The organism is Acidovorax sp. GW821-FHT09A11 (assembly GCF_059418365.1).
This window is the reverse complement of record NZ_JBWKPS010000003.1, coordinates 364693-390536: the sequence shown is the minus strand read 5'-3', so window position 1 is coordinate 390536 and position 25844 is coordinate 364693. Positions and strand designations below refer to the sequence as shown.

Genomic DNA, 25844 nt, shown 5'->3' with positions numbered 1-25844 from the left:
GGAAACATGACCCGCGCCATCATCAAGACCCTGGGCGTTGCCCTTGCAGCATCCCTTCCCCTGCTGGCCAGCGCCCAGCTCACCGGCAACGTCAGCCTGACCACCAACTACAAGTTCCGTGGCCAGGACCAGGACGCCTCCAAGGCCAAGGCCCTCAAGCCCGCGCTACAAGGCGGTTTTGACTATGCCTTCGGCGAATCCGGCTGGTACGTGGGTAACTGGAATTCCAGCGTGGACTGGCTGGCCAACAACTCGCTCGAAGCCGACCTGTACGGCGGCTACAAGTTCAAGGCCGGCGGCGCCGACCTGGACCTGGGCGCGCTGACCTACATCTACCCCGGCAATGCCAACGGCAACACCACCGAGCTGTATGGCGCGGCCACCATGGGCCCCTTCACCGCCAAGTATTCGCACACCATCTCCAAGGACTACTTCGGCTGGGCCGGCGCCAAGTCCGGCTCGGGCCTGAAGGGCCGCAACACCGGCTACCTGAACCTGGCGTTCGCCCAGGAAGTGGCTCCCAGCGTCACCCTGAAGGCCTCGGTGGGCTTCACCCGCTTCGCCAGCGACATCAAGGACCTGGGCGTGCCCAACTACATGGACTACAGCGTGGGCGGCGCGTATGACTTCGGCAGCGGCCTGTCGCTGGGCGCCGCCGTGGTGGGCGCCAACAAGAAGGCCTTCTTCGGCCACGTCAACAAGTCGCGCGTGATCGTCACGCTCACCAAAACCCTGTAAGCAAGTCTCGATGGGCGCCGGGTGCGCCCATCGTCGGAGGAACCAAAATGAAAATGGTGACAGCCATCATCAAGCCCTTCAAGCTCGACGAGGTGCGTGAAGCACTCTCGGACATCGGCGTGCAAGGCATCACGGTGACCGAGGTCAAGGGCTTCGGCCGCCAGAAGGGCCACACCGAGCTGTACCGCGGCGCGGAGTACGTGGTCGACTTCCTGCCCAAGGTCAAGATCGAGGCCGCCGTGGCGGATGACCTCGTGGACCGCGTGATCGAGTCCATCGAAAGCGCCGCGCGCACCGGCAAGATCGGCGACGGCAAGATCTTCGTGACCCACCTGGAGCAGGTGGTGCGCATCCGCACTGGCGAAACCGGCAAGGAAGCCCTGTAAGGGCCCGGCCGCATCACACCCAAGAAGAGAAACGCCATGAAAAAACTGCTTGCTTCCTTCATTCTGGGGCTGGGCCTGCTGACCATGGGCAACCTGTCCCTGGCCCAGGCGCCCGCCGCCTCCGAGCCGGCCGCCGCCGCGCCCGCTGCGGCGGCCGCTCCCGCCGCTGAAGCCCCTGCGGCTGCCCCTGCTCCCGCGGCCGCCGCTGCAGCCGCTGCACCGGCCGCCGCCGAAGCCCCCGCTCCGGTCCCCAACAAGGGCGACACCGCCTGGATGATGACGTCCACCATCCTCGTGATCCTGATGGTCCTGCCCGGCCTGGCGCTGTTCTACGGCGGCCTGGTGCGCAGCAAGAACATGCTGTCCGTGCTGATGCAGGTGATGGTCACGTTCTCGCTGATCGTGGTGCTGTGGTTCATCTACGGCTACAGCCTGGCCTTCACCGAGGGCGGCGCCTTCATCGGCGGCTTCGACCGGCTGTTCATGAAGGGCATCTGGGACAACGCCGCCGGCACGTTCGCCAACGCCGCCACCTTCAGCAAGGGTGTCGTGATTCCGGAAGTGGTGTTCGCCGCCTTCCAGGCCACGTTCGCCGGCATCACCTGCGCCCTGATCGTCGGTGCGTTCGCAGAGCGCATCAAGTTCAGCGCCGTCATGATGTTCATGGTGCTGTGGTTCACCTTCAGCTACCTGCCGATCGCCCACATGGTGTGGTTCTGGATGGGCCCCGACGCATACGCCTCCAAGGAAGTGGCCGACGCCATGACCGGCAAGGCCGGCCAGATCTGGCAGTGGGGCGCGCTGGACTTCGCCGGCGGTACCGTGGTGCACATCAACGCCGCCGTGGCGGGCCTGGTGGGCGCGTTCATGGTGGGCAAGCGCATCGGCTACGGCAAGGAAGCCATGGCGCCCCACAGCCTGACGCTGACCATGGTCGGTGCCTCGCTGCTGTGGGTGGGCTGGTTCGGCTTCAACGCCGGCTCCGCCCTGGAAGCCAACGGCTTTGCCGCCCTGGCCTTCATCAACACGCTGGTGGCCACCGCCGCCGCCGTGCTGGCATGGTCCATCGGTGAAGCGCTGATGCGCGGCAAGGCGTCGATGCTGGGTGCGGCGTCGGGTGCCGTGGCCGGCCTCGTGGCCATCACGCCCGCTGCCGGCAACGTCGGCATCGGCGGTGCGCTGGTGATCGGCCTCGTGGGCGGCTTCGCCTGCCTGTGGGGTGTGAACGGCCTCAAGAAGCTGCTGGGCGCGGACGACTCGCTCGACGTGTTCGGCGTGCACGGCATCGGCGGCATCGTGGGTGCCCTGCTGACCGGCGTGTTCAATGCGCCTGGCCTGGGTGGCCCCGGCTACGTGGCCGACTGGGTGACCGCCACCATGGTGACCTCCGCCGACTACTCCATCGCCGCCCAGGTGTGGACCCAGACCAAGGCCGTGCTGCTGACCATCGTGTGGTCGGGCGTGGTTTCCTTCGTGGCCTACAAGATCGTCGACCTGACGGTGGGCCTGCGTGTCTCGGAAGAAGACGAACGCGAAGGCCTGGACATCACCTCGCACGGCGAAACAGCGTACAACCGCTGAAGCAGGCCGGTGCGCCCGACGCGCCGCGGTGTCTGGTGGCACCGTGGCGTCGCAACAAGAACAAGCGAGTCGCTCCTTTGGTTGTTGAACCCGCCGGCAACGGCGGGTTTTTTTCGTACCGGGCGGGGGACTTGCTTGTCTGCATTCTGTTCTGGCACGCACGCCCAGAGCACACGTCCGCAGACATCCCTCCCGGCGGTCCCGAGCCATTTGCACGCGCGCTGTTCAAAAAATTCACGCGCTCTCCGCGTGGCGCCGGACATCGCTGGAGCTACGATGCAAGGCATGGACCTCGCCCTTGCCCAGATCGCCGACCGTGTGCGCACCGCCGCCGCCGACCAGACCCCCTTGCGCATCCGGGGCGGGGGCACCAAGGACTTCCATGGCCTGGCGCTGCATGGCGAGGTGCTCGACACCCGCGTGCTGCGCGGCATCGTGAGCTACGAGCCCAGCGAACTGGTCGTCACCGTGCGCGCGGGCACCCCGCTGGCCGAGCTGGAGGCCACGCTGGCCGAACAGGGCCAGTGCCTGCCCTTCGAGCCCCCGCACTTCGCCAAGACCCCCCCGGATGCCGCCACCGTGGGCGGCATGGTGGCGGCCGGCCTGTCGGGGCCGGCCCGCGCCAGCGTGGGCGCGGTGCGCGACTATGTGCTGGGGGTCACGCTGCTCAACGGCCGGGCCGAGCTGCTGAGCTTTGGTGGGCAGGTGATGAAGAACGTGGCGGGCTATGACGTGTCGCGCCTCATGGCCGGCGCCTGGGGCACGCTGGGCCTGCTCACCGAGGTCAGCCTCAAGGTGCTGCCGGTGGCCCCGGCCGAGGCCACGCTGCGCTTCGAATGCAACCAGGCCGATGCCTTGCGCAAGCTGCACGCCTGGGGCGGCCAGCCCCTGCCGCTCAACGCGAGCTGCTGGGTGCAGGACACGGGCGCGGGCACCCTCTACGTGCGCCTGCGCGGGGCCGTGGCCGCCGTCGAGGCCGCGTGCAAGACCATGGGTGGCGTGCGCATGGACGACAGCGCCGCCGTGGCTGCCGATTGGGCCGCCTGCCGCGAACAGACCCTGCCCTGGTTCAGCGACCGCGCCCAGCGCCCCGGCCACGCGCTGTGGCGCCTGTCCCTGCCGCCCACGGCCCCCGTGCTCCAACTGCCTGCGGCGGCCCAGCCGCTCATCGAATGGCACGGCGCCCTGCGCTGGGTGCAGGCGCCGGAAGCGGCGGGCGATGCCCTGCGCGAGGCCGCACGCGCGGGGGGCGGAAGTGCTTCTGTTTTCATAGCTTCCAGCGCAGGTGCATCAAGCGGTAGCGGCCAGTTTGGCTTGAAATCCAGTGCGCTGGAGCAGATCCACGCGCGCCTCAAGCACAGCTTCGACCCCGCGGGCATCTTCAACCCCGGGCGCATGGCCCGCGCCTGGTAAGCCACGCGCCAGCCTGCGGCACCCATGCGACGCCTGCGCCATCTCACCGGACACCACCGCACAGTGGCGAGCAACCGCGTGCTGGGCCTGCTGCTGGCCTTCAATGCGGGCGCGGTCAATGCCGGGGGGTTCCTGGTGGTGCACCTGTACACCTCGCACATGACCGGCTTTGTCTCGATGCTGGCCGACAACCTCGTGCTGGGCAACATGGCCCTGGTGCTGGGCGCGGTGGGGGCGTTGCTGGCCTTCGTCAGCGGCGCGGCCACCACGGCCGTCATGGTCAACTGGGCGCGCCAGCGCAAGCTGCACAGCAGCTATGCGCTGCCGCTGCTGGTGGTGGCGGTGCTCATGCTGGTGTTCGGCCTGGTGGGCGCCATCACGCTCAACTGGCGCACGCCGTTCGCCGTGCCCACCACGGTGCTGCTGCTGTCGTTCATCATGGGCCTGCAGAACGCCACGGTGACCAAGATGTCCTCGTCCCAGATCCGCACCACGCACATGACCGGCGTGGTGACCGACCTGGGCATCGAGCTGGGCAAGATGCTCTACTGGAACCGCACCGGCACCGCGCCGGAATCCCAGGTGCGCGCCAACCAGGCCCGGCTGCGGCTGTTCGCGGGGCTCGTGGCGATGTTCCTCGTGGGAGGCGTTGCCGGGGCCGCGGGCTTCAAGCACGTGGGCTTCGTGTTCGTGGTGCCGCTGGCGCTGGTGCTGCTGGGGCTGTCGCTGCCCCCCTTGTGGGCCGACCGCGCGCGCCTGCGCCACCCCTTGCGCAAGGCGCTGCCGCTGGAGCCGCCGCTCACTCCGCCGCCCGCGCTCTGAGCGTTTCCGGCCCTGTTTTACCTTCCCCTGTCCAGGCATGCTCCATGCAAACCCAACTCGCCCCTGAATACCGCGCCCGCGCCGATGGCCTGGAGGCCGAGGCCATCCTGCGCAAATGCGTGCACTGCGGCTTCTGCACCGCCACCTGCCCCACCTACCAGCTGCTGGGCGACGAGCTTGACGGCCCGCGCGGCCGCATCTACCTCATCAAGCAGGTGCTCGAGGGCGCCGAGCCCACGCGCAAGACCCAGATGCACCTGGACCGGTGCCTGACCTGCCGCAACTGCGAAAGCACCTGCCCGAGCGGCGTGCAATATGGTCATCTGGTCGATATAGGCCGCAAGATCGTCGATGAGAAAGTCGCCCGCCCGGTGGGCGAGAAGGCCTTGCGCTGGGCGCTGAAGGAGGGCCTGCCTTCGCCCCTGTTCGCCCCCGCCATGAAGGCCGGGCAACTGGTGCGCGGCCTGCTACCCGCATCCCTCAAGGCCAAGGTGCCTGCGCCCCAAAATGCCGGCGCCTGGCCCGTGCGCGAACACGCGCGCAAGGTGCTTTTGCTGGCCGGCTGCGTGCAGCCGGCCATGATGCCCAACATCAACACCGCCACCGCCCGCGTGCTCGACGCCGTGGGCATCCAGACCGTGGTCGCGCCCAAGGCGGGCTGCTGCGGTGCCGTCAAGTTCCACCTCAACGACCAGGACGGCGGCAAGGCCGAGATGCGCGCCAACATCGACGCCTGGTGGCCGCTGGTGGAGCAGGGCGGGGTGGAAGCCATCGTCATGAACGCCTCGGGCTGCGGCGTCACCGTCAAGGAATACGGCCACATCCTCAAGGACGACGCGCAGTACGCCGCCAGGGCCGAACGCATCAGCGCGCTCACGCGCGACCTGTCGGAGCTGCTGCCGGCCCTGCTGCCCGAGCTGGCCGACAAGCTGGCGGGCCGCGCCCAGCCCGCCGCCGACGTGCTGTACGCCTACCATCCGCCGTGCACGCTGCAGCACGGCCAGAAGCTGCGCGGCGGGGTGGAAACGCAGCTTGCGCGCCTGGGGTTCCGGCTGCGCGCGGCGCGCAACGAGGCCCACCTGTGCTGCGGCTCGGCGGGCACGTATTCGGTGCTCAACCCGGACCTGGCGTACCAGCTGCGCGACCGCAAGCTCGGCGTGCTCGGCGAGGCGTTCGGCGACCAGCCCCCGGACGTGATCCTGTCGGCCAACATCGGCTGCATCACCCATTTGCAAAGCGGCACCGGCACGCCGGTGCGCCACTGGATCGAGGTGCTGGACGAAGCCCTGGCCTGACAAGGGGATGCCGCCGCTGGCGGGCTTTTCTCCAACGCTGGCATGATTGAGGGTTTTGTTGCCCTCTCCCTCACCCATTCGCACCGCCATGACCGACTCCGTGCCCGCACAAGAACAACCGAACGCAGCCCCTGCCACACCGCTGGCGGCGCCTGTTTCGGCCGCACCGGCCGAGGTGGCTGCCGCCGCTCCCGGGGCGTCCGCCGCCGCCGACGCTGCCGGGGCACCCCAGCAGCGCGCGGGCGGATCACGCCGTGGCGGCCGTAACCGCCGCAAGCCCGAAGGGCGCCCGGCGCCAGAGGGCGGCGCCGAGGCCTCTGCCCCCGCACCTGCGGGCGCGCGCGCGCCGCAGCGTGTGCACCCCGCGCTGGAGCAGCTGGCGGGGCTCTACCCGCACCTGTTCGGCGCGGTGTTCCGCCCGCTCAAGCGCGGCATCTTCCAGGACCTGCTGGCCGCGCACCCCGAGGTGTTCGAGCGCGAGGCGCTCAAGGTGGCGCTGGGCATCCACACCCGCTCCACGCGCTACCTGCAAAGCGTGGCGGCGGGCGACCGGCGCCATGACCTCTCGGGCCAGCCCGTGGAGGACATGGCCCCCGAGCACGTGCACCACGCGCTGCTGGAGGTCTACCGCCGCAAGAAGGCCCGTGCCACCGAGGACCTGCTGCCCAAGCTGCGCAACCGCATGATGGCCGCGTTCGAGGCCTCGGGGCTCACGCGCGAGGCCTACACCGAGCTGGTGCAGGGCCGCGACGAAGCCGCCAACGCCATCCTCGAAGAGGCCTTTGCCGAATGGTCGGCGCGCAACGCCAAGGACGAGGCCCTGCTGCGCGCGTTCGAGGCCAGCGGCCAGACACTGGAGGCCTTTGCCGACATGTACGGCCTGGTGCCCCGCACCGTGGGCCAGCAGCTCGAGCGCGCTCGCCGCCTCGCCGCCGCGCGGGTGCAGGCCGCGGCGGCCGCGGCCGTGGCCGCCATCGCACCGGCCCCGCAAGACGCCTGACGCGAGAGGCTCGCCCGTGCCGGCGGCACCTTCCAGGCTGATCTTCCTGCCCGGCGTGGGGGGCGACCCCGCGTTCTGGCAACCGGTCTCGTCAGCCATGCCGCTGCCCGCCGCGCGCGTGCTGCTGGGCTGGCCCTGGCGCGATGCCGGAGCCGGAGCCGGCGCGGGGCTGGCGCCGGACGCGGCCGGTGGCATGCAGGATCTGGTCGATGCGGTCACGCCGCACATGGACCGGCCCTGCGCGCTGGTCGCGCAGTCCCTGGGCGGCGTGGTGGCCCTGCTCGCCGCCCTCGAGCGGCCCGACCACCTGACCCACCTGGTGCTCGTGGCCACGTCGGGCGGCGTGCCCATGGACGACCTGCATCCCCACGACTGGCGGCCCGATTTCCTGCGCGCCAACCCCGCGTTTCCGCCGTGGATGGCCCAGGCGCGGTGGGACCTGTCGGCCCGGCTGGCGTCGGTGCGCGCGCCCGCCCTTTTGCTGTGGGGCGACAAGGACCCCATCAGCCCCGTGGCCGTGGGGCGGCGCCTGTGCGGCCTGCTGCCCGGCGCGCGCATGCACGTGCTGCCAGGCGGTGCCCACGACCTGGCCCGCACGCACGCCGGGGCCGTGGCCGGGCACATCCACCGCCATCTGCGGGGCGGCGCCTCAGGGGATGCCGGACAGGGCGCTTCGCAGAACGCCTAGAATCCCGCTGCGGCCCGGTTCATGGGTTGCCGTAAGCGTTTACGTCAATCAACGTGCCAACCAACGCCGGCCTTGCCGGGGTGGTGGCCCCTTTCCTGTCCCGGCGCGGCCCGCGCCGCGTGGGCGGGCGGGGGCGGCACCTTGTCTGACCGGCTGCTTTCTGGAACTGCAATGAACCACTCTTCGTCGCCCACCCCACCGCCTTCCCCCAGGACCTCCTGGGGCCTGCGCAAGCTGCCCGCGCGGTCCGCGGCCTGGGTCATGCCCCTGCTGCTGTCGCTGCTCATGACCTTCATCGTGTCCCTGATCAGCACCGTGCGCGTGGTGGGCTTCTCGCTGGATCTTCCCCGCCTGTGGATGAGCTCCTGGGCACTGTCCTGGCTCGTCGCCTTCCCCACGCTGCTGCTGGTGCTGCCCGTGGTGCGCCGGGTGACGGCCGCCATCGTGGAGCCGCAGGGCTGAGGCCCCCCGGGGCAGGCTGCTGACACGTTGTGTCAGCAGCCTGCCGCCCGGCCCCCAGCGCGTTGCGCACGCTACTGACATCAGGCTGTCAGCAGCGGGTCCGCACCATCGGTCCTCGCAGCTGCACACCACCGATCGATCCCTCGATCCCCTTCACAGACAAGAGAGGACCTGCCCATGACCACACCCACCACCGTCCAGATTCCCGCCTTCAGCGTGGCCGGCATTGCCGTCCGCACGCGCAACAGCGACGAGATGAACCCCGCCATCGCGCGCCTCGGGGGCCTGTGGGACCGCTTCTTCAGCCAGAGCTGGGAGCGCAAGTTGCCTGGCCGCGACAGCGATGGCCGCATCTTCGGCGTCTACAGCGGCTACGAATCCAACGAACACGGCGCCTTCGACGTGACCGCCGGCGTGGCCACGGCCGACCCGGAACTGGCCCAGGCGGTGCCCGGAGCCGCCCGCGTGGACATCCAGGCGGGCGACTACCTCGTCTTCACCGGCCACGGCGACATGCCCCAGATGGTGATCGACACCTGGGTCCGCATCTGGCGCTACTTCGCCGAGAACCCGCAGGTGCAGCGCCGTTTCGGCACCGATTTCGAGGCCTACGAGGGCCCGGACAGCGTGGCCATCCACGTCGGCGTGAAGCCGTAGCGCCACCGGCCTGCCGATGGCGGCGCACCCCGCCCAACCGCCACGCGCAGCGCCTTGGCGTTGGTGCATGATGCTATATGTTCAATAGCTTCCCGCGCTGATGGCATGAGCGGTGCAAGCCAGGAATACCCACAAGATGTCCCTTTTCATCCATGCGCCGCGCTGACCGCCTTTTCCAGATCGTCCAGCTCATCCGGGGGCGGCGCCTGTCCACGGCGGCGTTCCTGGCCGAGCGGCTCGAGGTGTCTCCGCGCACCATCTACCGCGACGTGGCGGACCTGCAGCACCAGGGCGTGCCCATTGAGGGCGAGGCCGGCGTGGGCTACCGGCTGGGCGCCGGCTTCGAGCTGCCGCCGCTGATGTTCAGCCAGGGCGAGGCCAACGCTCTGGTGGCGGCCGCGCGGCTGGCGCAGGCCTGGCTGGACGCGGGGCTCGCGCGCGAGGTGGAAGGGGCCCTGGGCAAGATCCTGTCGGTGCTGCCGCCGGCCGCGCGCGCGGCGGCCGAGGCGCAGGCGCTGTATGCGCCGTCCGTGGGGCTGGACCCCCGGGCGCAGGCCACCCTGCAGGCCCTGCGCGAGGCGGTGCACAGCCGCCACGTGGTGCAGATCGACTACGCCGACGTGCACGGCCGCCCCAGCCTGCGCCGCCTGCGGCCGCTGGGGTGCTTCTACTGGGGCAAGGTCTGGACGCTGTCGGCCTGGTGCGAGCTGCGCAACGATTTCCGGGGCTTTCGCATCGACCGCATCGTGGACCTCGTGGTGCTGGAGGAGCAGTTTCGCCAGGAGCCCGGCAAGACGCTGGCCGACATGCTGCGCAAGGTGGAGGCGGAGATGGCCTCGCGGCCGCCCGAATGGCCGCCCGCGCCGACGCCCGGGCTGACGGCCTGAAGGCCTTCGGGCCCTGGGCCGCGCCGGCCCGCCAGGCATCAGCCGCGCCGGGCCGCCTCGATCGTGGCGATGTCGATTTTTTTCATCCCCATCATGGCTTCGAACGCGCGCGCGGCCGCCGCCTTGTCGGGACCGGTGACCGCGGCCGTCAGGGCCCGGGGCGTGATCTGCCACGACAGGCCCCAGCGGTCCTTGCACCAGCCGCAGGCGCTTTCCTGGCCGCCATTTCCGACAATCGCATTCCACAGACGATCGGTTTCGGCCTGGTCGTCGGTCGCCACCTGGAACGAGAAGGCCTCGCTGTGCCGGAAGGCGGGGCCTCCGTTCAGGCCCAGGCAGGGGATGCCCATCACCGTGAACTCGACCGTCAGGACGTCGCCCTGCCGGCCCGAGGGAAAGTCCCCGGGCGCCCGGTGGACCGCGCCCACGGCGCTGTCCGGAAACGTCTCGGCATAGAACTTCGCGGCATCCAGCGCGGTGCCGTCGTACCACAGACATACCGTGTTCTTGCTGACCATCTTGGTGCTCCTTGGGGGCGGGACAGCGCAGTAGCCTCTCACATCTGGCGGCAGGCTGCAATGCGCGCGAGGGGCCGTGGATGGCGGGGCATCGGCGGTGCTGTGGTTTTCTTCATGCTATTAAAAAAATAGCTATTTGCGCAGATTCGATAAGCGCTGATGGGACTTTGAGCTACAGATGCCCGGCCTGGAAGACGGCCCTCGCATGGGGGCCTGGGCCGAGGGCCTGGGGTGCGGCGGTCCTGGCACCATAGTGCAACGAATTGCTACGCACCGGGATTTGCATGCGGTTTCGGGACGCTCGATCAAGGATTCCGGCACCCCCAGGACAATCCGGGCCGGCGCCGTCGCGCAAGATCCGCTGCCGCGCCTGGGGCGCATGGCGGCCGCGAACCCGTCGTGCCCACCGGCGCCACGGCCTCCCTGGCGGCCGACCAGGCCGGCAATGCGCGGTACCTGGGCACGCCGTGGTGCATGAAGGAGGCTGCGGGGCGCTGGCGCCCGCGCGACTGGGGCCGGTGGTGGAGCCGCGGGGTCTGGTGGCCGGGACGGTGGGGCTGTGTGCCGGGGGATGACGGCGGTGGTGCGGCGTGTGGCGTGGCTGCGGCCGCTGTTCGGGTTGCCGGGCGGGCGCGGGCGCGTTCCGATGACAATGCCCGCATGCAGCCCCGCTCCCATGCCCCCGGCGTCCAGCCCGTGATCCGGCCGGCGACCGATGCCGACAGCCAGGCCGGCCTGGCCCGCGTGTGGCGCAGGGCCTGGCGTTCCGCCAACCCCTCGGTGAGGCCCGTGGCTCCGCCCGGCCACTGGGAGGCGCGGGTGCGCGCGGAATTCGGTCCGCCGTGTGCGGTGCTGGTGCGTGCGGTGGGGCCGGAGGTCACGGCGTTCCTGGTGCTGGACGTGGGCGGCGCGCATCTGCACCAGCTGTTCGTGGACCCCGCATGCCAGGGCCGGGGCGTGGGGGCCGAAATGCTGCAGCAGGTGATCCGCCTGTGCCCGGGCGGCTGGACCCTGCACGTGGCCACGGGCAACCACGGCGCGCGCCGCTTCTATGCGCGCCATGGCCTGGTGGAGGGGCCGGTCGATACCCATCCGGCCACGGGCCGCGAGCGGGTGCTGTGCCGCTGGGCGCCTGCGGCGGTAGCGGCAGCAGGCTGAGCGCGGCCTCAGGCCGCGAGGGCCGCCTCGATGTCGCCCGCCAGCTTCTTGGGCGCGTCCTGCGGCGCATAGCGGCGGATCACGCGGCCGTCCTTGCCAACCAGGAACTTGGTGAAATTCCATTTGATCGCCTTGCTGCCCAGCAGGCCGGGCGCTTCGGCGGCGAGCCACTGGTACAGGGGCGACGCATTGGCACCGTTCACATCGATCTTGGCCATCATCGGAAAGCTCACGCCGTAGTTGAGCTGGCAGAAGCTCGCGATCTCGTCGTTGCTGCCCGGGTCCTGGCTGCCGAACTGGTTGCAGGGAAAGCCCAGCACCACCAGGCCCTGGCCGCCGTACTGCTTGTGCAGCTCTTCCAGGCCCCCGAACTGGGGCGTGAAGCCGCAGGCGCTGGCGGTGTTCACGATGAGCAGCACTTTGTCCTTGTATTGCGACAAGGGCACGGTCTGGCCGTTCATCTGCTGGGCTTCAAAGTCGTAGATGCTGTCGGGCATGGCGCATGCTCCTGAAGGTGGAAGACTGTGCATGGTAGGGGTTGCGCCCCTTTTCCGCTTTTCGCCCCGGCGGTTCAGGGGGTGCTGGGGCCCGCCCTGCGGAACTGCAGCGCGGCGAGCAGGGACGCCAGCAGGATCATCACCCCGCCCAGCACGGTGCGCGTGTTCAAGGCCGAGGCGCCCAGCAGCGCGGAAGACACGCTGGCGAACATCACCTCCGACAGCATCACCAGCGCCGTGGTGCCGGCCGCCAGGCGCGCGGCGCCGAACTGCAGCGCCCAGTTGCCCAGCATCAGCACGCCGGCCAGCAGCAGGCCGGTGACGACCCAGGTGCTATTGGGGGCGGGGAAGGGCTCGACCACGCCCACCTGCAGCCCGAGGCCAGCCACGGCCAGCGCCATGAGCATGCAGCCGCCGAACATGGTGGCCATGCGCGCCGGCCCGGGCACGGCGTGCAGGCGGCGCAGGGTGACGTTGGTGAGCGCGAACATGAAACCGCCCAGCAGGGCCAGCGCGTCGGCCAGGCTGAGGTTCTGCAGCAGCCGGGCGGCGGGCGCGCCCTCGGGCAGCAGCACCAGCACCACGCCGGCGAAGGCCAGGGCCAGGCGCAGCAGCGCGGCGGGCGTGGGGCGTTCGCCCAGGATCCGCCAGGCCAGCAGCACGGCCCAGGCGGGCATCAGATAGAACAGCAGGATCACGCGCACCACGTCGCCGATGGTCACGGCCCAGTTGAAGGCCACGTTGTTCAGTCCCGAGGCCAGCGCCAGGAGCCACAGCTGCGGATGTTCGCGCACCTGCCGCAGGATGCCCGGGCGCCAGGCCATGAGCGCGAGCAGCACCACGGCGTACATGCAGGCCGTGGCCCACAGCGGATGCAGCCCCGCCTGGTGCATGTGCTGGAACGGCCACCACGCCAGGCCCCAGACGAAGGCGTTGAACAGCAGGGCGGCAAAGGGCAGGGGAGATTGCATTGACACCCTGTGACGGGAGGAGGAATTTCGCGAGTCAGCAGTCTAAGCCAAGCGGTCCGCAGCCCTCGGAGCACCTCCAGCGGCAGGCGCCGTCATGGTGCAGGGCAGATTTAGGCCTCCGTGGAGAACGTCAGCGCAGCGGCCCAGCGTGGCGGGCCGCCGTCGCGCCGAGGGCCGCGGGGGCGCCGAAGGGATTCGAGGACATTGCGCGGGGTCGCGTTGCGCAGCGAGCGGCCTGACAACTTGTCCATAGCACGCTGCGAAAGCTATCTATCATCACCATGGCGTGACAACGGCCGTCTCTGGTGCACCGTGCCGGACCAGCGGGGTTGAGGCGGTTTCCGCTTGAGCTTTGACAACAACGATATTCAGGACGAACACCCATGGGAATGAACTCTTCGGTCATGGCCACGACCGTAAGGATCAATGAGGGCAATCAGGCTGCCGCGTTGAAGAGCTTGCAGAGCGGGTGTATTTCGCACCCGGCGGTGTCGGGCTACATCGTGGATGCGCAGGAGTTCGGCCAGACCCCTTTCCTTGCCAGAGCGCTGGAGCTGCTGCACATGGAGTGCGAAATGGACGGGCGGGACCTTGTGCGCATCGGATTTGCGGGCGGCAAGAACGACATGTCTCACGATATCTGGCCCTTCCTCGAGAAGTTCGTGGAATCAGGCTCAGAGATTTCCACGCAATGGGAAACCGGTGAGGTGGAGATCGTGCGATGGGGCGGAGCCGGCGATGGCGAATATGGTGGAGACACGCCCAGCAACGTGAGCGAAGCGGCGGAGGGCTTCTTTGACGAAATGAGGCGGCGCAAGATCACCGATTCCGAACTCGATGCCATCGTCGATCTGGAGGGAGGCCTCGAATTTACCGACGAGAGCCGCAATACCCCTTTGCTGGCGGCATCTGAGAGCTACCGTTGGGCATTGCACCGCCATGCCGACGCAACGGCCGACGACGACGAGGATGCGGGCGCTGAAGCCGCAGAAGAGTGCGACATCCATGCGCACAACCTTGAAACCGTCTTGCGCCGCAATCCCGACCTGGCCGCTTGCGACAAGAATGGCTGCGACGCACTTGGGTTCGCCACCCAGTCCGGGAACGTTGAATTCGTCGACCAACTTTTGTCGCGCGGTGCCCGGGTCAACTCCGGAGCCTTCGAAGGAGCGGTGGAAAGCCTGTCCCTGGCGGTTTTCAAAAGAATCGCCGAGAACAATGCACCTTGGGCGGCTGGAGACTTGCTGGTCCGCGCTTGCGCCGCAGCGAGCTACGAGCCCGCCAAAATGGGCATGGTCCGCCATCTTGTGGAGGCCTTCGGCTGCGACGTGAACACCAGGGCGTCGGAGCCCATCTGGGTGATGGAGGGGCGCGTGGGCCGCGAGGGCACGCCCTTGATGGCCGCCGCGCTCACGGACGATATCGCTGTGGCGCGGTACCTGCTCCAAGCGGGCGCCGATGTACATGCCCTGGACAGCTATCACAACACGGCACTGCATTATTGCAGCGGGCAGACGTGGCTGGGGGGGAACGGAATGCAATGCTGGTTCGCCCGTGATGAAAACCCCCAGGTGATCGAGATATTGCGCCAGCATGGAGCAGATGCCCAGGCCAGGAATGCTGCGGGCCGGACCCCGGCCGATTTGGCTCTCAACTAGCGGGGCCGAGACGCACGGGGCGGCATGAATACCAAGTCGCCGGGCGCGCGCACAGGGGGCAACTCAGTGGTGCGTATCGTGCCGCGCAATGTGCAGCAGGTGGTTCACTTCGTCGCGGTGGTTGATGCAGTTGCGCTGGTGCCAGCGGCGGATGATCCACATGATGGCCGCCACCACGAGGCCGAAGGTGATGATCGCACCAAACACCGACAGGCCCAGCTTGAGCGACAGGCTGTAGAACGCGCCCAGGCCCAGGATGCAGGCCTGCTCGTTGAAGTTCTGCACGGCGATCGAGCGGCCCGCGCCCATGAGGTTGTGGCCCCGGTGCTGCAGCAGCGCGTTCATGGGCACCACCAGGTAGCCGCCCAGGCCGCCCAGCAGGATGAGGAAGGGGATCGCGAGCCAGATGTTGCTGATGAACACCATCAGGATCAGCAGCAGCCCCATGGCGATGCCCAGCGGGATCACCCGGGTGGCCATGTCCAGGCGCATGCGCATCGAGGCCACCACCGCGCCCACGGCGGTGCCGATGGCCACCACCCCGGTGAGTGCCGAGGCCTGCGTGGTGTTGTAGCCCAGCGCCACGGCGGCCCAGGCCAGCACGATGAACTTGAGGTTGCCGCCCGCACCCCAGAACAGGGTGGTGGTGGCCAGCGAGATCTGGCCGAGCTTGTCGCGCCACAGGCGGCCGTTGCAGGCCCAGAAGTCCGGCAGCAGGGCCAGCGCGTTGGAGAACACGCTGCGCGCGGGGTCGGCGCGCAGGGGGCGCATTTCCACGCCGGTGTGCGGGATGCGGGTGTTGAACCAGGCCGCCAGCGCATACACCGCGATCAGCGCGGCGATGGCGGACTCGGCGGGGGTGTCCACACCCGTGTCGATCATCGGCAGGTCGAAGCCCAGCAGCATGCCCGACAGGTGCTGCCCCACGAGCTGCCCGCCGAACAGCACGCCCAGGATGATGGACGCGATGGTGAGCCCCTCGATCCAGCCATTGGCCTTGACCAATTGCGAGGCGGGAAGGAGTTCCGTGAGGATGCCGTATTTGGCGGGCGAGTAGGCCGCGGCGCCCAGACCCACCACCGCATAGGCGATGAGCGGGTGCGAACCGAACAGCATCATCAGGCAGCCCACCACCTTGATGGCGTTGCTGACGAACATGACCTTGCCCTTGGGCAGGGCGTCGGCAAAGGCGCCGACGAAGGGCGCCAGCACCACATAGAACAGCGCGAACATGGGCACCAGGGCGGCGCGCTGCCACTCGGGAGCGCCTTCTGTGCGCAAAAGCTCCACGGCGGCCACGAAAAGTGCATTGTCGGCCAGCGAGCTGAAAAACTGCGCCGACATGATGGTGTAGAAACCGCGCTTCATCGAATGGCTGGTGGCTGCATCAGTTCGGCTGATGCCCTGTTAAATGTGGGGACCCTGGCAAGTGACGGACGGTTATATCACGCGGATAAACGGCCACGGTGCCAGAATCCTGCGCGTATTCCCCGGTAAATCCCTTGCCCCACCTGGTCCTTTCCATGCCCCGTCCCATCGCAGCCACCATCCACACCGCAGCCCTGCACCACAACCTGGAGCGTGTCCGACAGGCGGCGCCCGATGCCAAGGTCTGGGCCGTGGTCAAGGCCAATGCCTACGGGCACGGCATCGAACGCGCGTACGAAGGCCTGCGTGGCGCCGACGGCTTCGCGCTGCTGGACCTGGCCGAGGCCGAACGCGTGCGGCATCTGGGCTGGCGCGGGCCCATCCTGCTGCTCGAAGGCGTGTTCGAGCCGCGCGACCTGGAGCTGTGCTCGCGCCTGGGCCTGTGGCACGCGGTGCATTGCGACGAGCAGATCGACATGCTGGCCGCCCACAAGACGCAGGTGCCGCACCGCGTGTTCCTCAAGATGAACTCGGGCATGAACCGGCTGGGCTTCGCGCCGCAGCGCTTTCGCGCGGCCTGGGCGCGGCTCAACGCGCTGCCGCAGGTGGACGAGATCTCGTTCATGACCCACTTCAGCGATGCGGACGGCCCCAGGGGGGTGGCGCACCAGCTGGCCGTGTTCAACACCGCCGCCCAGGACCTGCCGGGCGAGCGCACGCTGAGCAACAGTGCCGCCACCCTGCGCCACGCGGCGGACGCGCGCGTGCGCGCCGACTGGGTGCGCGCCGGCATCGCGCTGTATGGCAGCGCGCCCGACTACCCCGAGCATGACGCCAGCCATTGGGGCATGCGCCCCACGATGACCCTCGCCACCCGCCTCATCGCCACGCAGCAGCTGCAGGCGGGCGACACCGTGGGCTATGGCTCGCGCTTCACGGCCGAGGGGCCGCTCTTGATCGGCGTGGCGGCCTGCGGCTATGCCGACGGCTACCCGCGCCACTGCGATACCGGCACCCCGGTGCTGGTCAACGGCGTGCGCACGCGGCTGGTGGGGCGGGTGAGCATGGACATGGTGACGGTGGACCTCACGCCGCTGCAGCAGGCGGGCGTGGCCGCAGGGTTCGGCTCCGAGGTCACGCTGTGGGGCCAGGCTGGCAACGGCACGGTGCTGCGCGTGGACGAGGTGGCCGCCGCCGCGGGCACCGTCAGCTGGGAGCTGCTGACGGCACTGGCCCAGCGCGTGCCCGTGTCGGTGGATGGCATCGGCTGATCCGAACCGTCGACAAGTTCACGCACGGCGGGGCGCGGGGCCGCACGGCCGGGCCAAAGTGGTGTGAAATGGCGCGGCGCCGGCACGCAACGCCGCCGGCCGCGCCCCTCTTTCCACCGCAGGTGTTTCCTCCATGGCCACTTCCCGCAGCGACCGCCACAGCAACAGCAAGAAGAAAACCTCCACCTGGCGCTCCGTGCGCATGCCGCACCACAGCCGGGTGGCACGCACCCTGCAGCAGCGCTACAGCCTGCGCTGGCATGGCCTGCTGATCGGCAGCTTCACGCTGCTGCTGATGTGGTGCACCTCCCACGTGCAGATGCTGGTGGGCGTGGAGTCGCTGGCGCTGCGGTATTTCGTCACCCTCTCGGTCGGCTACCTGGGGTACCTGCTGGTGCTGCGGGCCTGGGCGGCGCGGCTGGTGCGGCAGGACCGCGACACGGGTGGCGATGGCAGCGGCCTGGATGTGCCCGACGTGTCCTGGCCCGGCAACGGGCCGTCGGGCGGTGGCGGTGGCCAGGTGCCGCTGCCGCGCACGGGCGGCGGTGATTTTGGCGGTGGCGGCGCGTCGGGCGATTTTGGTGGCGCATGGACGCAGGGCCTGTCCAGCGGGGGCTCCAGCAGCGATTCCAGCGCGCTGGGCGACCTGGCCAGTGGCGCCGCCGACGCCCTGGGCAGCGCCGACGAAGGCGCCGTGGTGGTCGTGCCCGTGGTGGCGATCTTCCTCATCGGCGCGGCGATCATTTTTGGCGCGGGCTCGCTGGCCATGCTGTTCTTTGGCTGGGACGTGCTGCTGACCGTGGCGGTGGAGATCGCCTTCTCGGTGGCCACTGCGCGGGCTGCCGTGGGCGTGGAGCGCGAGGGCTGGCTCACGGCCGCCGTGCGCCTGACCTGGAAGCCCTTGCTGGGCGCGTTGGTCTGCGCCGTGGTGCTGGGTGCCACCATCGACCATTTCATGCCCGGCGTGCAGTCGCTGCCCCAGGCCGTGCGCATGATCCAGGGGCAGTGATGGAAAAGGCAGAATGCTGCTAAATTGATAGCTTGAAATATAGGAATATCAAGCGGTAGGGGCCGGTTCTTTTCATGTCCTGGCCCCTCCTGGCCTGGGTCAGGCTGGCCCCGCGTTCCCTCTCCCGGCCTCAGCGGCGGCAGTCCCGGCCGCCCTGGCAGCCGGTATCGATGGTGTCCAGGTTGCTGCGTACCTGCGCCAGCAGGGCGAGCAGCTGGGCCTGCGTGGCGTTGTCGCACCCCTTGAGCAGGGACGCAGCCAGCCCCCGGCGGGCGTCGCGCAGCGCCTGGTGCAGGGCCGCACCCTGGGCGCTCAGGCGCAGGCAGCGGCTGCGTTTGTCCTCGGCATTCGGTGCGCTCTCCAGCCAGCCCTTGTCCTGCAGCATCCCCACCATGCGGGCCACCTGTGCCTTGTCGGCGCCGCTGTGGGCCACCAGTTCGCGCTGCGTGGTGCCGGGGTGGCGGCCCACGAACATCAGCGCCCGCACTTCGTTGTGCGTCAGGTCGGGGTGGATGGCGGCCATGGCGCGCACCATGTGGGCCCGGTAGACATGCAGCAGGTCGTGCATGGCTTCAAAGACATCGGCGGGCGCGTGGGTGGTCATGGGGGTTTGTGGTTGACAAAATCAACCAATGCGCAGATCATTGGTTGATTAAATCAACATTTTAAGTCATGAACGCACCCCTGCCTACCGCCACACCCCGCGCCGACGCTGCGCACCTTGCCATCGAACGCGTCCGCCACCCCTTGCAAGCCCGCCACCTCCAGGTGGTGCGGCGCACCGCCGTCAGCCCCGGTTTCGTGCGGCTCACCCTGGCCGGGCCCGAGCTGGCCGGGTTTGTGAGCGCGGGGTTTGACGACCACCTCAAGCTCATCCTGCCCCAGCCGGGCCAGGAGCGCCCGTCGCTGCCGTCGATGCAGGACGGCCGCCCCGTCTTCCCCGACCCGCGCCCCGTGCTGCGCGACTACACCCCCGCGCGCCATGACGCCGCTGCGGGCGAGCTGGACATCGAGGTGGCCCTGCACGACGCAGGCCCCGCCACCGACTGGGCCGCGAGCGCCGCCGTGGGCCAGTGGGTGGGCATTGCCGGGCCGCGCGGCAGCATGGTGGTGCCGACCGGTTTTGACTGGCATTGGCTGCTGGGCGACGAAACCGCCTTGCCCGCCATCGCCCGCCGCCTGGCCGAGCTGCCCGCGCACACCCAGGCCACCGTGCGCATCCAGGTGAGCAATCCTGCCGACCAGCGGGTCCTGGCCAGCGCGGCGCGGCTCGATCTGCAATGGGTAGACGCGCTGCCTGCGGCGGTGGAAGACCTGGCGCTGCCCACCGGCGCGGGGTTTGTGTGGGCCGCAGGCGAACACGGCGACATGGCCGCCGTGCGCCGTGCCGTGCTGGCCAAGCCGGGCGTGGACGCCAAGCGCATGCGCATCTCCGCCTACTGGAAGCGCGGCGCTGCAGACCACCACGAAGACCTGGTCAGCGCAGCAGCGTAAGCGCCGCCGCTTGCTGCACCGCTTCGGTCATGCGGTGCAGCGCCTGCACGTTCAGGCGCCAGTACTGCCAGTACAGCGGAACATCGACGGGCTTGCCCGGAATCAGCTCGACCAGCGTGCCGGCCTTCAGGTCGTGCTGCACCATCGGGTCCGGGGTCATGCCCCAGCCCAGGCCAGCCCGGGAGGCCATGACAAACGCGTTCGCCTCGGGCAGCCAGTGCACGGGCGGCGCGAGTTTGCGGCGCGTGATGCGCCCCACGAAACGCGCCTGCAGCGCATCCTTGCGGTTGAACACCAGCATGGGCGCCTGTGCCAGGGTGGCGGCGTTCACCCCCTGGGCAAAGTGGCGCTGCAGGAAGGCGGGGCTGGCCAGCGCGCGGTACCGCAGCGTGCCCAGCGGCAGCACCTTGCAGCCCTGCACGGGTTGGGGGTCGGCCGTCACGGCGGCCATCACGCGGCCTTCGCGCAGCAGGTTGGCCGAATGGTCCTGGTCTTCGACATGGATGTCGAAGGTGATGCTTTGGCCCTCCGCGGCCTGCGCCATGGCATGGGGAAACCAGGTGGCCAGCGAGTCGGCATTGACGCCGATGGCCAGGCGCGTGGACGCGTGCTGCCCGCCGCCGAGCGTGGCCAGCGCGTCGGCCTCGCTCAGGGCCACTTCGCGGGCGTGCCGGTACAGGGCCTGACCGGCCTCGGTGGGCGTGCAGGGCGTGGCGCGGCGCACCAGCACCTGGCCCACGCGTTCCTCGAGCAGCTTGACGCGCTGCGACACCGCCGAGCGCGTGACATGCAGCACAGCGGCGGCGCGCTCGAAGCTGCCCTCGTCGATCACGGTGGCAAAGGCGTTGAGCTGGGCGGAGTCGAGGCGCATGGATGGTTAGCCATTCTGACGGATCGTTAAAAAGTATAGCTGGCGTGACCATGGCACGCGGCCCACAATCCGCGCCCATGAGCACCACTGCCTTTCTTCACGGATTCACGTCGACGGCCATCCTGATCATGGCCATCGGCGCGCAAAACGCCTTCGTGCTGCGCCAGGGCCTGCGGCGCGAGCATGTGCTGCCGGTGGTGCTGGTGTGCGCCCTGTCCGACGCGGCGCTGCTGCAGGCGGGGGTGTGGGGCATGGGCGGCGTGCTCCTGGCCCGGCCGGAGTGGGCGCAGTTCATGCGCTGGGCGGGGGCGATTTTTCTGGCCGCGTACGCGGTGCAGGCCGCCAGCCGGGCCTTCAAGCCGGCCCATCTGCTGGTGTCGGCCAACGGGCCGGGTGCGAGCCTGCGCGCCACGCTGCTCACCGTGGTGGCGCTGACCTGGCTGAACCCGCATGTGTACCTGGACACCGTGGTGCTGCTGGGCACCATGGCCAGCCCCTACCCGGTGTGGGGCCGCGCCACGTTTGCGGCCGGGGGCTCGCTGGCCAGCGCCCTGTGGTTCCTGAGCCTGGGCTTCGGTTCGCGCTGGCTGGCGCCCGTGTTCGCGTCGCCCGGGGCCTGGCGGGTGCTGGACGGGGTGACGGCGGCCACCATGATGGTTCTGGCGGTGGCGATGGGTCTAAGCTAAGAAAGATAAGTTCGTTGGGTAAAACGCGGGCTTGCTCCATAGTCGGTCTATTGACTGATCTGGAGTGTTTTCCCCATGCGTTTCAAGACCCTTTTGCTCGCGGCCGCCCTGGCCACTGCCCTGCCGATGGCGGCACAGGCCAAGACCTTCCGCTGGTCCCGGTCGGTGGACATTTCCACCTGGGACATCCACGCCCAGAACGTGGGCGTGAACAACACCATGCACGGCGCGGTGTACGACACGCTGGTCGAATACAACAGCAAGACCTTCAAGCCCGAGCCTTCGCTGGCCACCGAGTGGAAGCTCATCAAGCCCACCCAGTTGCGCCTGACCTTGCGCAAGGGCGTGAAGTTCAGCGACGGCAGCGAGTTCACGGCCGACGATGCCAAGTTCTCGCTGGAACGGGCCAAGGCCAAGAGTTCCAACTTCGCGGTGTACACCCAGGGCATCGACCGCGTGGAAAAGGTCGATGCGTACACCATCGACATCCACTCCGACCTGCCCAACCCGGTGCTCGTGAACCAGCTCACCGAGCTGCGCATTTTGAGCAAGGCCTGGGCCGAAAAGAACAAGTCGGTCGAGCCCAAGGACATCAAGACCAAGGACGAGACGTACGCCCACCGCAACGCGCTGGGCACCGGCCCCTACCAGCTCAAGCAGTGGACGCCCGACCAGCGCGTGGTGCTGGAGCCCAACCCGCACTGGTGGGGCAAGGGCAAGTACCCTACCAACCTGACCGAGATCGTCTACACCCCCATCAAGGCCGACGCCACGCGCACGGCCGCGCTGCTGTCGGGCGAGATTGATTTCGTGATCGACCCCAGCTTGCAGGACCTGGCGCGCATCAAGCAGACGCCCACCCTGCAGGTGCTCGAAGGGCCTGAGTACCGCACCATCTTCCTGGGCCTGGACCAGTTCCGCGACGAGCTGCCCGGCTCGGACGTGAAGGGCAAGAACCCGTTGAAGGACCTGCGCGTGCGCAAGGCGCTGTACCAGGCGATCGACATCCAGTCCATCCAGCGCGTGGTGCTGCGCGGCCTGGCCCAGCCCACGGGCACGCTGATCGCCAACCAGGTCAATGGCTGGACCAGGAAGGCCGACGTGCGCTGGCCCTACGACCCCAAGGCCGCGCAGAAGCTGCTGGCCGACGCGGGCTACCCCAACGGCTTCGAGGTGGACTTTGCCTGCAGCGCGGGCCGCTACATCAACGACGAGCAGTTGTGCCAGGCCATCACCGCGCACTGGGCCAAGGTGGGCGTGAAAGCCAAGCTGCGCTCGCTGCCGTTTGCCACGTATTTCCCGATGATCCAGCGCAACGAGGCCAGCATCTACCTGCTGGGCTGGGGCGTGCCCACGTTCGACGCGTTCTACAGCCTGCAGTCGCTGGTGCGCTCGCCTGGCGCGGGGGGCGATGGCAACTTCAACCTGGGCCGCTTCTCCGACCCGCAACTCGATGCCCTGGTGGAGCGCGTGAAGAAGGAGACCGATGCCACCACGCGCAACGGCCTGATCGAGCAGGCGCTGATCAAGGAGCATGAGCTGGTCTCGCACATCCCGCTGTACAACCAGGTGATTCCGTGGGCAGCGACGAAGAAAGTGGACATCATCCACCGTGCCGACAACCGGATCGACTGGCGCTACCTCAAGGTGAATTGATCACCTGCGCCCCGCAAAAAACAAGCCCCGGTGCTGCCAGAGCCCGGGGCTTTTTTTTCCTGCCGCTGCTCGCCGCGGGCTTCAGGCCAGGGCGCGTTGCACGGCGGGGCGTTGGAGCATGCGCTGGGTGTGGGCGTGCACCTTGGGAAAGAGCGCAATGTCCACGCCATCGCTGGCCAGCCAGCTGGCGATGGTGAAGAGATAACCATCGGCCACGGTGTACTGCGCGCCCATCACCCAGGGGCCGTGTTCCGCAGAGGGCAGGTAGTGGGTTTCAATCAGGTTGAAGCAGTCGGTCATGTTCTGCGGCACCTTGCGCTGCATGGCGGCAATCGCTTCGGGCTCGTCGGCCCAGCGGCTGGCGCGGGGGCGGTGCGCATGGGCGATGTGCACCGTGGACGCGAGGTAGCTGTGGAATTCCTGCAGACGCGCAAAGCCGTGGGCATCGGTGGGGGCCAGGCGCGCCTCGGGGAAACTCTGCGCCACATACGCCAGCAGGGCGGGTGTTTCGGTCAGGGTACCGTGTGGCGTGGCCAGCGCGGGCACGCGGCCCTTGGGGTTGACGGCGAGGTACTCGGGCGTGCGCTGCTGGCCCGCGGCGAAGTCCACGCGCACCAGTTGGTACGGGGCGTCGGCCTCTTCCAAAGCGATGCGAACGGCCTGCGCGCAGGTGCCGGGGGTGTAGTAGAGCGTGAGAGTGGTCATGGTTGATGTGCTATAAAATAAATAGCTATTGGCGCTTGATAGGTAAGCGCTGACGGCCAATTTTCTTGAAATATTTCAGTACAGGCCTCGTGTGCGTGCCATCAGGCGGGTCAGGCCCAGCAGCGCATCGGTGTGGGGCGTGGGTGTGTGGGTGATCTGCCCCAGTTCACGCACCGCGCCCACCAGGGCGTCGATCTCCATGGGCTTGCCGGCCTCCACGTCCTGCAGCATCGAGGTCTTGAACGCGCCCAGCTTGCGCGTGACGGCGTGGCGGTCCTCGGGCTGCTGGTCGATGGGCAGGCCCAGTTTCTCGCCAATGGCCTTGGCCTCCAGCATCACGGCGCTGACAAAACCGCGCACCAGGTCGTCGTCCAGGATGCGGTCGGTGGTGGCGCCGGTCAGCGCGCTGATCGGGTTCATGGTGAGGTTGCCCCAGAGCTTGAACCAGATGTCCTTCTGGATGCAGCCGGTCACCTCCACATCGATGCCGCCGCGCTGCAGCGTGTCGGCCAGCGCCTGCAGCCGCTCGCTGCGGCGGCCGTCGGGCTCGCCCACGATGAGGCGGTTGCCAAAGTGCTGGCGCACAAAACCGGGCGATTCCAGCGAGCAGCTGGTGTGCACCACGCTGCCCACCACGCTGCGCGCCGGGATGGCTTTGGCAATCACGCCGCCTGCATCCACCGACTGCAGGGCATGGCCCTGCGCCGCGCCGCCAAAACCGTCGAGGAACCACCACGGCACGCCGTTCATGGCCGTGAGCACGGTGGTTTCGGGCCCGATCAGCGGGGCCATGGCGCGCGCCACCTCGGGCAGGCCCGGCGCCTTGACTGCGATCACCACCAGGTCCTGCACGCCCAGTGCCGCCGGGTCGTCGTGCGCGGTGACGGCCACCTGCGCCAGCGTGCCGTCGGCGCGCCGCATGCGCAGCCCCTCGGCCTGCAGGGCGCGCAGCGTGTCGCTGCGCGCCACCATGCTGACCGGGTGGCCCGCCTGCGCGAGGGCCACGCCCAGCCAGCCGCCGATGGCGCCCGCGCCGTAGATACATGCTTTCATGGTTGTAGAGCCTTTGTCTTCCAGGGTTGTTGTTTGTGGTGGTGAGGGATTCGGGGCGCGCGACTGCTGCGGGGCCTCAGTAGCCCGCCGGGCGCTGGGGGGTGCCCACGGCATCGGTGCGAAAGCGGGCCAGCAGATCCTGCGCGGCGCTGGCCAGCAGCATGGTGTCCACGCCCACGGCCACGAACAGGGCGCCCGCCGCCAGCCACTGGCGCGCCTGCGACTCGGTGGTGGCCAGAATGCCCGGCGCCTTGCCCGCGCGCAGGATGCGGGTGATGCCATCGTGGATGGCGGCCTGTACGTCAGGATGTCCCGGGTTGCCGGGGTGCCCCATGGAAGCCGACAGGTCGGCCGGGCCGATGAACACGCCGTCCACGCCGGGCGTGGCGGCGATCGCATCCAGGTTGGCCATGGCTTCCACCGTCTCGGCCTGCACCAGCAGGCACACCTGCTGGTTGGCCTCGTGCACATACCGGGGGTAGGCCTGCCAGCGCGACGAACGGGCCAGCGCGCTGCCCATGCCGCGCACACCTTCAGGTGCATAGCGCGTGGCGCGCACCAGCTGCCGTGCCTGCTCGGCGGTGTCCACCATGGGCACCAGCAGGGTTTGCGCGCCGATGTCCAGGTACTGCTTGATGAGCGCGGTGTCGCCCACGGGAACCCGCGCAATGGGGTGGGGCGCCCGCGCGCCGGGGGCGAGGGCGCTGCTGGCGCTGGCGATGGCCTGCAGCTGGTGCAGGATGGAGCGCACGTCGTTGGGCGCATGTTCGCTATCGACCAGCAGCCAGTCGTAGCCAGTGCCGGCGATGATTTCCGCGCTGTAGGCGTCGGCCAGCGCAAGCCACAGGCCGATCTGCGACTGGCCCTGGGCCATGGCCTGTTTGAAGGGGTTGACGGGTGTCTGCAATGTGAGCTTCCTGCGGCGGGGTGCCAAGCCCTCCATCGTACGGGCTGTTGCCAGCACGTGGGGGCATGGCCGCTATAGTCGGCTGCCCCACCC

The 25844-nt window shown here is 68.9% G+C and carries 27 protein-coding genes; 18 read left to right on the top strand and 9 right to left on the bottom strand.

Going from position 1 to position 25844, the window contains the following annotated elements; genetic code table 11:
• Positions 1 to 6 precede the first annotated feature (6 nt).
• From AC07PV_RS09430 to AC07PV_RS09380, 11 genes are all read left to right on the top strand, one after another.
• A complete protein-coding gene (locus tag AC07PV_RS09430; RefSeq protein WP_218296613.1) occupies positions 7 to 738 on the top strand; it encodes a TorF family putative porin in 732 nt (243 codons plus the stop codon).
• Positions 739 to 785: 47 nt separating this feature from the next.
• Positions 786 to 1124: a P-II family nitrogen regulator gene (glnK, locus tag AC07PV_RS09425; protein WP_010466918.1), complete on the top strand. Its 339-nt coding sequence runs from the start codon at positions 786 to 788 to the stop codon at positions 1122 to 1124.
• Positions 1125 to 1160: 36 nt separating this feature from the next.
• On the top strand, positions 1161 to 2705 hold the full coding sequence (amt, locus tag AC07PV_RS09420) for an ammonium transporter (RefSeq protein WP_369641103.1): 1545 nt from the start codon (positions 1161 to 1163) through the stop codon (positions 2703 to 2705).
• Between the two features lie 276 nt (positions 2706 to 2981).
• Positions 2982 to 4118, top strand: a complete 1137-nt coding sequence (gene glcE / locus AC07PV_RS09415; protein ID WP_494630053.1) for a glycolate oxidase subunit GlcE — start codon at positions 2982 to 2984, stop codon at positions 4116 to 4118.
• Positions 4119 to 4142: 24 nt separating this feature from the next.
• Complete coding sequence (locus AC07PV_RS09410; protein ID WP_218296616.1) at positions 4143 to 4940, top strand: YoaK family protein; 798 nt, start codon at positions 4143 to 4145, stop codon at positions 4938 to 4940.
• Between the two features lie 44 nt (positions 4941 to 4984).
• Positions 4985 to 6235: a glycolate oxidase subunit GlcF gene (gene glcF / locus AC07PV_RS09405; RefSeq protein WP_218296617.1), complete on the top strand. Its 1251-nt coding sequence runs from the start codon at positions 4985 to 4987 to the stop codon at positions 6233 to 6235.
• Between the two features lie 88 nt (positions 6236 to 6323).
• Positions 6324 to 7235, top strand: a complete 912-nt coding sequence (locus AC07PV_RS09400) for a ProQ/FINO family protein (protein ID WP_494630051.1) — start codon at positions 6324 to 6326, stop codon at positions 7233 to 7235.
• Positions 7236 to 7251: 16 nt separating this feature from the next.
• On the top strand, positions 7252 to 7923 hold the full coding sequence (locus AC07PV_RS09395) for an alpha/beta fold hydrolase (RefSeq protein ID WP_494630050.1): 672 nt from the start codon (positions 7252 to 7254) through the stop codon (positions 7921 to 7923).
• Between the two features lie 171 nt (positions 7924 to 8094).
• Positions 8095 to 8385, top strand: coding sequence for a DUF2798 domain-containing protein (locus AC07PV_RS09390; protein ID WP_218339154.1), 291 nt, complete (start codon positions 8095 to 8097; stop codon positions 8383 to 8385).
• Between the two features lie 177 nt (positions 8386 to 8562).
• A complete protein-coding gene (locus AC07PV_RS09385; RefSeq protein WP_218296620.1) occupies positions 8563 to 9042 on the top strand; it encodes a GyrI-like domain-containing protein in 480 nt (159 codons plus the stop codon).
• Between the two features lie 152 nt (positions 9043 to 9194).
• Entirely contained in the window at positions 9195 to 9929 is a 735-nt protein-coding gene (locus AC07PV_RS09380) for a helix-turn-helix transcriptional regulator (protein ID WP_218296621.1), read from the top strand.
• A gap of 38 nt (positions 9930 to 9967) precedes the next feature.
• Here AC07PV_RS09380 and AC07PV_RS09375 read toward each other — a convergent pair whose 3' ends face one another.
• Positions 9968 to 10447: a VOC family protein gene (locus AC07PV_RS09375; protein ID WP_218296622.1), complete on the bottom strand. Its 480-nt coding sequence runs from the start codon at positions 10445 to 10447 to the stop codon at positions 9968 to 9970.
• Positions 10448 to 11107: 660 nt separating this feature from the next.
• On the opposite strand from AC07PV_RS09375, the gene AC07PV_RS09370 reads away from it, so the two are divergent.
• The gene (locus AC07PV_RS09370) at positions 11108 to 11605 is read left to right on the top strand and encodes a GNAT family N-acetyltransferase (protein ID WP_494630049.1); all 498 of its coding nucleotides are present in this window, start codon (positions 11108 to 11110) and stop codon (positions 11603 to 11605) included.
• An 8-nt stretch (positions 11606 to 11613) separates the two neighbouring features.
• Here AC07PV_RS09370 and AC07PV_RS09365 read toward each other — a convergent pair whose 3' ends face one another.
• Together AC07PV_RS09365 and AC07PV_RS09360 are read right to left on the bottom strand one after the other, a co-directional pair.
• The gene (locus AC07PV_RS09365) at positions 11614 to 12102 is read right to left on the bottom strand and encodes a glutathione peroxidase (RefSeq protein ID WP_218296623.1); all 489 of its coding nucleotides are present in this window, start codon (positions 12100 to 12102) and stop codon (positions 11614 to 11616) included.
• 74 nt (positions 12103 to 12176) lie between these two features.
• Positions 12177 to 13073 (bottom strand): DMT family transporter, encoded by an 897-nt coding sequence (locus AC07PV_RS09360; protein ID WP_494630047.1) that lies wholly within the window; start codon positions 13071 to 13073, stop codon positions 12177 to 12179.
• 383 nt (positions 13074 to 13456) lie between these two features.
• Between AC07PV_RS09360 and AC07PV_RS09355 the strand changes: the two genes are divergently transcribed.
• A complete protein-coding gene (locus AC07PV_RS09355) occupies positions 13457 to 14731 on the top strand; it encodes an ankyrin repeat domain-containing protein (protein WP_494610407.1) in 1275 nt (424 codons plus the stop codon).
• 63 nt (positions 14732 to 14794) lie between these two features.
• On the opposite strand, the gene lplT is transcribed toward AC07PV_RS09355, so the two are convergent.
• Complete coding sequence (gene lplT / locus AC07PV_RS09350; protein WP_218296625.1) at positions 14795 to 16099, bottom strand: lysophospholipid transporter LplT; 1305 nt, start codon at positions 16097 to 16099, stop codon at positions 14795 to 14797.
• A gap of 155 nt (positions 16100 to 16254) precedes the next feature.
• Between lplT and alr the strand changes: the two genes are divergently transcribed.
• Positions 16255 to 17370: an alanine racemase gene (gene alr, locus AC07PV_RS09345; protein ID WP_218296626.1), complete on the top strand. Its 1116-nt coding sequence runs from the start codon at positions 16255 to 16257 to the stop codon at positions 17368 to 17370.
• A 133-nt stretch (positions 17371 to 17503) separates the two neighbouring features.
• Positions 17504 to 18379 carry a hypothetical protein gene (locus AC07PV_RS09340; RefSeq protein ID WP_494630046.1) on the top strand — a complete coding sequence of 292 codons (876 nt, stop codon included), beginning with the start codon at positions 17504 to 17506 and terminating at the stop codon, positions 18377 to 18379.
• A gap of 130 nt (positions 18380 to 18509) precedes the next feature.
• On the opposite strand, the gene AC07PV_RS09335 is transcribed toward AC07PV_RS09340, so the two are convergent.
• On the bottom strand, positions 18510 to 18983 hold the full coding sequence (locus AC07PV_RS09335; RefSeq protein WP_494630045.1) for a MarR family winged helix-turn-helix transcriptional regulator: 474 nt from the start codon (positions 18981 to 18983) through the stop codon (positions 18510 to 18512).
• A gap of 68 nt (positions 18984 to 19051) precedes the next feature.
• On the opposite strand from AC07PV_RS09335, the gene AC07PV_RS09330 reads away from it, so the two are divergent.
• Entirely contained in the window at positions 19052 to 19873 is an 822-nt protein-coding gene (locus AC07PV_RS09330; RefSeq protein WP_369641114.1) for a siderophore-interacting protein, read from the top strand.
• Here the strand turns inward: AC07PV_RS09330 and AC07PV_RS09325 are convergent.
• Positions 19857 to 20744, bottom strand: a complete 888-nt coding sequence (locus tag AC07PV_RS09325) for a LysR family transcriptional regulator ArgP (RefSeq protein WP_494630044.1) — start codon at positions 20742 to 20744, stop codon at positions 19857 to 19859. The two genes, AC07PV_RS09330 and AC07PV_RS09325, sit on opposite strands and share 17 nt — an antisense overlap.
• A 77-nt stretch (positions 20745 to 20821) precedes the next feature.
• On the opposite strand from AC07PV_RS09325, the gene AC07PV_RS09320 reads away from it, so the two are divergent.
• Positions 20822 to 21430 (top strand): LysE/ArgO family amino acid transporter, encoded by a 609-nt coding sequence (locus tag AC07PV_RS09320; RefSeq protein ID WP_218296631.1) that lies wholly within the window; start codon positions 20822 to 20824, stop codon positions 21428 to 21430.
• Between the two features lie 75 nt (positions 21431 to 21505).
• On the top strand, positions 21506 to 23086 hold the full coding sequence (locus AC07PV_RS09315) for an ABC transporter substrate-binding protein (RefSeq protein WP_494630042.1): 1581 nt from the start codon (positions 21506 to 21508) through the stop codon (positions 23084 to 23086).
• A gap of 81 nt (positions 23087 to 23167) precedes the next feature.
• Here AC07PV_RS09315 and AC07PV_RS09310 read toward each other — a convergent pair whose 3' ends face one another.
• The 3 genes from AC07PV_RS09310 to hpaI all read right to left on the bottom strand — a co-directional run bounded on the left by AC07PV_RS09310 (position 23168) and on the right by hpaI (position 25751).
• Entirely contained in the window at positions 23168 to 23791 is a 624-nt protein-coding gene (locus tag AC07PV_RS09310) for a glutathione S-transferase family protein (RefSeq protein WP_218339143.1), read from the bottom strand.
• 75 nt (positions 23792 to 23866) lie between these two features.
• Positions 23867 to 24844 carry a 2-dehydropantoate 2-reductase gene (locus tag AC07PV_RS09305; protein WP_218339142.1) on the bottom strand — a complete coding sequence of 326 codons (978 nt, stop codon included), beginning with the start codon at positions 24842 to 24844 and terminating at the stop codon, positions 23867 to 23869.
• 76 nt (positions 24845 to 24920) lie between these two features.
• Complete coding sequence (hpaI, locus tag AC07PV_RS09300) at positions 24921 to 25751, bottom strand: 4-hydroxy-2-oxoheptanedioate aldolase (protein ID WP_218339141.1); 831 nt, start codon at positions 25749 to 25751, stop codon at positions 24921 to 24923.
• Positions 25752 to 25844 lie beyond the last annotated feature (93 nt).

Bases quoted from the DNA above. Each gene is read 5' to 3' on its own strand.
- AC07PV_RS09390 (WP_218339154.1), top strand. From the start codon at position 8,095: ATGAACCACTCTTCGTCGCCCACCCCACCGCCTTCCCCCAGGACCTCC.
- AC07PV_RS09430 (WP_218296613.1), top strand. From the start codon at position 7: ATGACCCGCGCCATCATCAAGACCCTGGGCGTTGCCCTTGCAGCATCC.
- alr (WP_218296626.1), top strand. From the start codon at position 16,255: ATGCCCCGTCCCATCGCAGCCACCATCCACACCGCAGCCCTGCACCAC.
- glnK (WP_010466918.1), top strand. From the start codon at position 786: ATGAAAATGGTGACAGCCATCATCAAGCCCTTCAAGCTCGACGAGGTG.
- AC07PV_RS09315 (WP_494630042.1), top strand. From the start codon at position 21,506: ATGCGTTTCAAGACCCTTTTGCTCGCGGCCGCCCTGGCCACTGCCCTG.
- AC07PV_RS09375 (WP_218296622.1), bottom strand. From the start codon at position 10,447: ATGGTCAGCAAGAACACGGTATGTCTGTGGTACGACGGCACCGCGCTG.
- AC07PV_RS09355 (WP_494610407.1), top strand. From the start codon at position 13,457: ATGGGAATGAACTCTTCGGTCATGGCCACGACCGTAAGGATCAATGAG.
- glcF (WP_218296617.1), top strand. From the start codon at position 4,985: ATGCAAACCCAACTCGCCCCTGAATACCGCGCCCGCGCCGATGGCCTG.
- glcE (WP_494630053.1), top strand. From the start codon at position 2,982: ATGCAAGGCATGGACCTCGCCCTTGCCCAGATCGCCGACCGTGTGCGC.
- lplT (WP_218296625.1), bottom strand. From the start codon at position 16,099: ATGAAGCGCGGTTTCTACACCATCATGTCGGCGCAGTTTTTCAGCTCG.
- AC07PV_RS09400 (WP_494630051.1), top strand. From the start codon at position 6,324: ATGACCGACTCCGTGCCCGCACAAGAACAACCGAACGCAGCCCCTGCC.
- AC07PV_RS09305 (WP_218339142.1), bottom strand. From the start codon at position 24,844: ATGAAAGCATGTATCTACGGCGCGGGCGCCATCGGCGGCTGGCTGGGC.
- AC07PV_RS09330 (WP_369641114.1), top strand. From the start codon at position 19,052: ATGAACGCACCCCTGCCTACCGCCACACCCCGCGCCGACGCTGCGCAC.
- AC07PV_RS09335 (WP_494630045.1), bottom strand. From the start codon at position 18,983: ATGACCACCCACGCGCCCGCCGATGTCTTTGAAGCCATGCACGACCTG.
- AC07PV_RS09360 (WP_494630047.1), bottom strand. From the start codon at position 13,073: ATGCAATCTCCCCTGCCCTTTGCCGCCCTGCTGTTCAACGCCTTCGTC.
- AC07PV_RS09370 (WP_494630049.1), top strand. From the start codon at position 11,108: ATGCAGCCCCGCTCCCATGCCCCCGGCGTCCAGCCCGTGATCCGGCCG.
- AC07PV_RS09380 (WP_218296621.1), top strand. From the start codon at position 9,195: ATGCGCCGCGCTGACCGCCTTTTCCAGATCGTCCAGCTCATCCGGGGG.
- AC07PV_RS09320 (WP_218296631.1), top strand. From the start codon at position 20,822: ATGAGCACCACTGCCTTTCTTCACGGATTCACGTCGACGGCCATCCTG.
- AC07PV_RS09340 (WP_494630046.1), top strand. From the start codon at position 17,504: ATGGCCACTTCCCGCAGCGACCGCCACAGCAACAGCAAGAAGAAAACC.
- AC07PV_RS09365 (WP_218296623.1), bottom strand. From the start codon at position 12,102: ATGCCCGACAGCATCTACGACTTTGAAGCCCAGCAGATGAACGGCCAG.
- AC07PV_RS09410 (WP_218296616.1), top strand. From the start codon at position 4,143: ATGCGACGCCTGCGCCATCTCACCGGACACCACCGCACAGTGGCGAGC.
- amt (WP_369641103.1), top strand. From the start codon at position 1,161: ATGAAAAAACTGCTTGCTTCCTTCATTCTGGGGCTGGGCCTGCTGACC.
- AC07PV_RS09310 (WP_218339143.1), bottom strand. From the start codon at position 23,791: ATGACCACTCTCACGCTCTACTACACCCCCGGCACCTGCGCGCAGGCC.
- AC07PV_RS09385 (WP_218296620.1), top strand. From the start codon at position 8,563: ATGACCACACCCACCACCGTCCAGATTCCCGCCTTCAGCGTGGCCGGC.
- AC07PV_RS09325 (WP_494630044.1), bottom strand. From the start codon at position 20,744: ATGCGCCTCGACTCCGCCCAGCTCAACGCCTTTGCCACCGTGATCGAC.